4 protein-coding genes and 11 tRNA genes are annotated in these 6272 nt (G+C 32.3%); all 15 read left to right on the forward strand.

Going from position 1 to position 6272, the window contains the following annotated elements; genetic code table 11:
• Positions 1-136 precede the first annotated feature (136 nt).
• The 15 genes from HMPREF2576_RS09465 to HMPREF2576_RS09525 all read left to right on the forward strand — a co-directional run bounded on the left by HMPREF2576_RS09465 (position 137) and on the right by HMPREF2576_RS09525 (position 5965).
• A tRNA-Phe gene (locus tag HMPREF2576_RS09465) sits at positions 137-209 on the forward strand.
• 8 nt (positions 210-217) lie between these two features.
• Positions 218-293, forward strand: a tRNA-Thr gene (locus HMPREF2576_RS09470).
• A gap of 4 nt (positions 294-297) precedes the next feature.
• Positions 298-381 (forward strand) — tRNA-Tyr (locus HMPREF2576_RS09475).
• Between the two features lie 8 nt (positions 382-389).
• Positions 390-463 (forward strand) — tRNA-Trp (locus tag HMPREF2576_RS09480).
• Between the two features lie 2 nt (positions 464-465).
• A tRNA-His gene (locus tag HMPREF2576_RS09485) sits at positions 466-538 on the forward strand.
• An 11-nt stretch (positions 539-549) separates the two neighbouring features.
• Positions 550-621, forward strand: a tRNA-Gln gene (locus HMPREF2576_RS09490).
• A 5-nt stretch (positions 622-626) separates the two neighbouring features.
• A tRNA-Cys gene (locus tag HMPREF2576_RS09495) sits at positions 627-700 on the forward strand.
• A 9-nt stretch (positions 701-709) separates the two neighbouring features.
• A tRNA-Gly gene (locus HMPREF2576_RS12360) sits at positions 710-784 on the forward strand.
• A 14-nt stretch (positions 785-798) separates the two neighbouring features.
• Positions 799-873: transfer RNA gene (locus HMPREF2576_RS09500), tRNA-Gly, on the forward strand.
• An 11-nt stretch (positions 874-884) separates the two neighbouring features.
• A tRNA-Gly gene (locus HMPREF2576_RS12365) sits at positions 885-959 on the forward strand.
• 40 nt (positions 960-999) lie between these two features.
• Positions 1000-1083 (forward strand) — tRNA-Leu (locus HMPREF2576_RS09505).
• 317 nt (positions 1084-1400) lie between these two features.
• On the forward strand, positions 1401-2249 hold the full coding sequence (locus tag HMPREF2576_RS09510) for a trypsin-like serine peptidase (protein WP_070856294.1): 849 nt from the start codon (positions 1401-1403) through the stop codon (positions 2247-2249).
• Positions 2250-2474: 225 nt separating this feature from the next.
• The gene (locus HMPREF2576_RS09515) at positions 2475-3533 is read left to right on the forward strand and encodes a PTS sugar transporter subunit IIC (RefSeq protein WP_002456347.1); all 1059 of its coding nucleotides are present in this window, start codon (positions 2475-2477) and stop codon (positions 3531-3533) included.
• A 280-nt stretch (positions 3534-3813) separates the two neighbouring features.
• Positions 3814-5232, forward strand: coding sequence for an ABC transporter substrate-binding protein/permease (locus HMPREF2576_RS09520; protein ID WP_371106776.1), 1419 nt, complete (start codon positions 3814-3816; stop codon positions 5230-5232).
• Positions 5225-5965: an amino acid ABC transporter ATP-binding protein gene (locus tag HMPREF2576_RS09525; protein ID WP_070856290.1), complete on the forward strand. Its 741-nt coding sequence runs from the start codon at positions 5225-5227 to the stop codon at positions 5963-5965. The genes HMPREF2576_RS09520 and HMPREF2576_RS09525 overlap by 8 nt, the downstream gene beginning before the upstream one ends.
• The last annotated feature ends 307 nt before the right edge of the window (positions 5966-6272 follow it).

Genomic DNA, 6272 nt, shown 5'->3' on the forward strand with positions numbered 1-6272 from the left:
GAAGGTCGGTGGTTCAAATCCGCCTCCCGCAATATTATTGATATGGGTTTCGTGATGAAACAGTTGATATGCATATTGTTTTTTAGAACATACATGACTCAGTTTTCAAAGAGGTGTCATTACGATTTCTTATTTTGGTTCAGTAGCTCAGTTGGTAGAGCAATGGATTGAAGCTCCATGTGTCGGCAGTTCGATTCTGTCCTGAACCATACCTATAGCCGGCCTAGCTCAATTGGTAGAGCAACTGACTTGTAATCAGTAGGTTGGGGGTTCAAGTCCTCTGGCCGGCACCATTTTGGAGGGGTAGCGAAGTGGCTAAACGCGGCGGACTGTAAATCCGCTCCTTCGGGTTCGGCAGTTCGAATCTGCCCCCCTCCACCATCTTATATAGGGGCATAGTTCAACGGTAGAATAGAGGTCTCCAAAACCTTTGATGTGGGTTCGATTCCTACTGCCCCTGCCATGGCGGTTGTGGCGAAGTGGTTAACGCATCGGATTGTGGTTCCGACACTCGAGGGTTCGATTCCCTTCAACCGCCCTTTATATTAATGGGCTATAGCCAAGCGGTAAGGCAACGGACTTTGACTCCGTCATGCGCTGGTTCGAATCCAGCTAGCCCAGTTATTGGCGGCATAGCCAAGTGGTAAGGCAGAGGTCTGCAAAACCTTTATCACCGGTTCAAATCCGGTTGCCGCCTCCAGGTTATTATGCGGGAGTAGTTCAACTCTTAGAACACATTCCTTCCCGGAATGAGATATAGGTGTAAATCCTATCTTCCGCTCCAAATTTTAATATTATGCGGGAGTAGTTCAACTCTCAGAACACATTCCTTCCCGGAATGAGATATAGGTGCAAATCCTATCTTCCGCTCCAATTTTAAATATGCGGGAGTAGTTCAACTCTCAGAACACATTCCTTCCCGGAATGAGATATAGGTGTAAATCCTATCTTCCGCTCCATTATTCACTTCCATTGGGAAGTTTTTTGTTTATATATTGAGCCGGTGTGGCGGAATTGGCAGACGCGCGGGACTCAAAATCCCGTTCCTTTATTGGAGTGTCGGTTCGATCCCGACCACCGGTATACATTTATATTTTTAGAGTGAAACCATTGTAAATTTAATGTTTTCACTCTTTTTTTATTTATTTAAGCGCTAATTGTTATTTATCATTTGATAGTCTCAAAAATTTTATTAATGAGTAAGTTACTAATAATTGTGTCCAAATTCTTATAAAAAATATTTTAAAAAATAAATATAATATTTAATATAATGTAAACAGATAGGGTTTTTATTTTAACATTTAGGCATTTAATCACATATTTTATCAGTTTATATATATAATTTAATTGTAACAGCTGTTATTAAAAAAATAAATTTTATAATTTTTGGAGGTTATCATATGAAAAAGAGATTTTTATCTATATGTACAATGACAATTGCAGCGTTAGCAACTACTACAATGGTAAATACTTCTTATGCAAAAACCGATACAGAAAGCCATAATCATTCCTCACTTGACACAGAAAACAAAAATGTTTTAGATATTAATAGTTCGAGTCATAATATCAAACCAAGTCAAAATAAAAGTTACCCAAGTGTAATATTACCTAATAATAATAGACATCAAATTTTTAATACTACACAAGGTCATTATGATGCTGTTAGTTTTATTTATATACCAATAGATGGTGGATATATGAGTGGTTCAGGTGTTGTTGTAGGTGAAAATGAAATATTAACTAATAAACACGTTGTTAATGGAGCTAAGGGTAATCCAAGAAATATTAGTGTCCATCCTTCAGCTAAAAATGAAAATGATTATCCTAATGGCAAATTTGTGGGTCAAGAAATCATACCGTATCCTGGTAATAGTGATTTAGCAATCTTAAGAGTGTCACCAAACGAACATAATCAACATATTGGTCAAGTAGTTAAACCTGCAACTATAAGTAGCAATACAGACACTAGAATTAATGAAAACATCACTGTTACTGGTTACCCTGGTGACAAACCATTAGCCACAATGTGGGAAAGTGTAGGTAAAGTTGTCTATATTGGTGGCGAGGAATTAAGATATGACCTAAGTACTGTAGGTGGAAACTCTGGATCTCCAGTATTTAATGGTAAAAATCAAGTTATTGGAATACATTATGGTGGCGTAGATAATAAATACAATAGCAGTGTTTATATTAATGATTTCGTTCAACAATTCCTAAGAAACAATATACCTGATATAAATATTCAGTAATTAAATTTAGTTTTTATAAAATATATATAACATATGCGTCCAAGGTTAAATATATAATTTAACCTTGGATGTTTTTTTATCAAATAAGTAAATGCTAAATATTATCCCTATTAAGTATAAATGCTCAAATTTCTTTAATTATTGACATGAAATTTGATATTAAATGATTGTTTATATTTCGTTTCTATAATACGATTAATTTAATGTTTTAAATGGAGGTTTAACATGAGTCATTCGCAAATAAATGGAAAGCGATTTTTTAACAACATTTTGAATGCAGTAGGAGCAGGGGTAGTTATTGCACTGTTACCTAATGCCTTATTAGGTGAATTATTAAAATTCTTCAAAGAAGGTAATCATGTACTAGAAACGATTTTTCAGCTAGTAACAATCATACAATCTTTTATGGCTTTTATTATAGGGGTTCTTGCTGCGCACCAATTTAAATTTAAAGGTACAGGTGCTGCAATTATTGGTATTTCAGCAATGCTAGGTTCTGGAGCTGTACACTATAATGGACAAACAATTGAATTAAAAGGAATTGGAGATATTATAAATGTAATTTTAGTAGTTATATTAGCGTGTTTCATTTATATGTTTTTAGAGGGGAAATTAGGTTCCTTAGAAATGATTATTTTACCCGTTTTAGTTCCTGTAATTAGTGGATTAATAGGGTTATTAACATTACCTTACGTTCAAGTTATTACGCAGTCACTAGGAAAATTAGTAAACAGGTTTACAGAATTAAATCCATTATTAATGTCTATATTAATTTGTGTAACATTTTCTTTATTAATGGTAACTCCAATCTCGTTAGTTGCTATAGCAACAGCAATTAACCTTACTGGTTTAGGAAGTGGTGCTGCAAATATGGGAATAGTTGCAGCTTGTGTAACCTTTTTATTTGGATCTTTAAGAGTTAATTCTCTTGGAGTTAACGTGGTATTACTCATAGGTGCTGCTAAAATGATGATTCCTGTGTACTTAAAGCATTTAATTATAGCCATACCATTGACAATTAATGGAGTCATATGTGGTATAATTGCTTATATTTTAAAAATTAAAGGGACTGCACTATCTGCTGGCTTTGGTTATACTGGATTGGTTGGTCCCATCAATGCATTAAACCGTATGTCGGGAAATCCATCTATGAATATTATTTTATTAATTATTGGATATTTCGTGATACCATTTGCAGGTGCCTTTATTGTACACAAAATTTGTAAAAAAGTATTAAGTACATACAGTGATGAAATATATAAATTTGAAATCTCAAAAGATTAATTTTAATTATTATATTAGGAATCAGTATATGATATGTAACAAACTCTTTACTTTTTTTAAGGTAAAAGTTGAAATTTGAATAACTTAATGAATATATTTATTAAGTTTAGATAGTATAAAAATACCCGAGACATTCAATGTCTCGGGTATTTTTTTATACTATATCTGAAAATCTAATTGCGCGAATATGTGTATTTATGTATAATAATGTATAATTATTAAAAAAAAGGAGGTCAAAACAATGAAGTGTTTGTTCAAAATGCTATCAATCATAATAATAATGTTAAGTACTTTCACCTTATTCATCAGTCCGAGTACATATGCAAATGAAGATGAAAATTGGACTAAAATAAAAAATCGAGGAGAACTAAGAGTTGGATTGTCAGCTGATTATGCACCTTTAGAATTTGAAAAGACGATACATGGTAAAACTGAATATGCGGGTGTAGATATAGAATTAGCTAAAAAGATTGCGAAAGATAATCATCTAAAGCTAAAAATTGTAAACATGCAATTTGATAGCTTATTAGGTGCACTTAAGACCGGTAAAATCGATATTATTATCTCCGGTATGACAACAACTCCCGAACGAAAAAAAGAAGTGGATTTTACAAAACCTTACATGATTACAAATAATGTGATGATGATTAAAAAAGATGATGCAAAACGTTATCAAAACATCAAAGATTTTGAAGGCAAAAAAATTGCTGCGCAAAAAGGGACAGATCAAGAAAAAATTGCACAAACTGAGATTGAAGATAGTAAAATTTCTTCACTCAATAGATTACCTGAAGCTATATTATCTTTAAAAAGTGGAAAAGTAGCAGGTGTAGTTGTTGAAAAACCAGTAGGTGAGGCATATTTAAAACAAAATTCAGAACTAACATTTTCAAAGATTAAATTTAATGAAGAAAAGAAACAAACATGTATAGCTGTTCCTAAGAACTCTCCTGTACTTTTAGATAAGCTAAATCAAACGATTGATAATGTAAAAGAAAAAAATTTAATTGATCAATACATGACAAAAGCAGCCGAAGATATGCAAGATGATGGAAATTTTATTTCTAAATATGGCAGTTTTTTCATTAAAGGAATTAAAAATACTATTTTGATTTCATTAGTAGGTGTGGTATTGGGGTCTATTTTAGGCTCTTTTATAGCTTTATTAAAAATAAGTAAAATTAGACCATTACAATGGATAGCAAGTATATACATAGAATTTTTAAGAGGTACTCCTATGCTTGTGCAAGTGTTTATTGTATTTTTTGGGACTACTGCAGCTTTGGGGTTAGATATTTCAGCTTTAATTTGTGGTACTATTGCGCTTGTTATAAATTCTTCAGCCTACATTGCCGAGATTATTAGAGCTGGTATTAATGCTGTAGATAAAGGACAAACTGAAGCTGCTAGAAGTTTAGGATTGAATTATAGACAGACTATGCAATCAGTAGTTATGCCACAGGCAATTAAGAAAATTTTACCTGCATTAGGTAATGAATTTGTAACCTTGATTAAAGAATCGTCTATAGTTTCCACAATTGGAGTGAGTGAAATCATGTTTAATGCACAAGTTGTACAAGGGATATCTTTTGATCCTTTCACAACATTGTTAGTTGCAGCATTACTATATTTCTTACTTACATTTGCACTTACACGTGTTATGAATTTTATTGAAGGGAGAATGAGTGCCAGTGATTAATATTAAAAATTTAAATAAAAAATTTGGAGCAAATGAAGTATTGAGAGATATTAATCTTACTGTTGAAAAGGGTGAAGTGGTTGCAATAATTGGACCATCTGGAAGTGGTAAAAGCACTTTACTCCGTTGTATGAATTTGTTAGATGTACCTTCAAAAGGTAAAGTTATATTTGAAGATAATGAATTAACTCAACATAATGTTCATTTAGATAATTTACGACAAAAAATGGGTATGGTATTTCAAAATTTTAATTTATTTCCTCATAAAAAGGTCATTGAAAATGTAATGTTGGCACCACTTTTATTACATAAAGATAGTAAAGATCAATTAAAAGAGAAAGCTTTATATTTACTTGAAAAAGTGGGGCTTAAAGACAAAGCAGATTCATATCCTAATCAACTGTCTGGAGGTCAAAAACAAAGAGTTGCTATTGCAAGAGCTTTGGCAATGGAACCTGATGTTATGTTATTTGATGAACCAACATCTGCACTTGATCCTGAAGTAGTAGGGGATGTTTTAAAAGTAATGAGACAATTAGCGAATGAAGGTATGACAATGGTGATTGTCACGCATGAGATGAACTTTGCTAAAGAAATAAGTGATAAAGTAGTATTTATGGCCGATGGTGTTGTGGTTGAATCTGGTACACCACAAAACATATTTGAAAATCCTCAGCACAGTCGAACTGAAAATTTTTATCACGAGTGTTATAAAATTTATGTTTTCGAATGATAAAAGTCAAAGTTTACTATACTGAGTTAACGAATTTGTTATAGTGACATCATTTTAAACTTTTAAAAGAGAATTAGTATATCATGAAAATACTTATAGAAGTTTGGAAACAAATTGTTGTCTTAAGTTTAAAATGGTAAATAGGGTCAAAGTTATCTAAAACATGGATTTTTAAATATAAATATCGATTCGCTACAAAATTTGTAAAGAGGCTGGGACATAATTCCTAGCAAAAAAGTCAGTAATAGGTTTACATAAATCCATTTACTGGCATCTTTATTTACAATACTTCGTATTGTTGGCTCGC

This window comes from Staphylococcus sp. HMSC063F05, from assembly GCF_001837075.1.
Lineage (GTDB): Bacteria > Bacillota > Bacilli > Staphylococcales > Staphylococcaceae > Staphylococcus > Staphylococcus epidermidis.

What these genes read in the sequence shown, in the direction of transcription:
- HMPREF2576_RS09520 (WP_371106776.1), top strand. Translation starts at nt 3,814, where the DNA reads ATGTTAAGTACTTTCACCTTATTCATCAGTCCGAGTACATATGCAAAT.
- HMPREF2576_RS09510 (WP_070856294.1), top strand. Translation starts at nt 1,401, where the DNA reads ATGAAAAAGAGATTTTTATCTATATGTACAATGACAATTGCAGCGTTA.
- HMPREF2576_RS09515 (WP_002456347.1), top strand. Translation starts at nt 2,475, where the DNA reads ATGAGTCATTCGCAAATAAATGGAAAGCGATTTTTTAACAACATTTTG.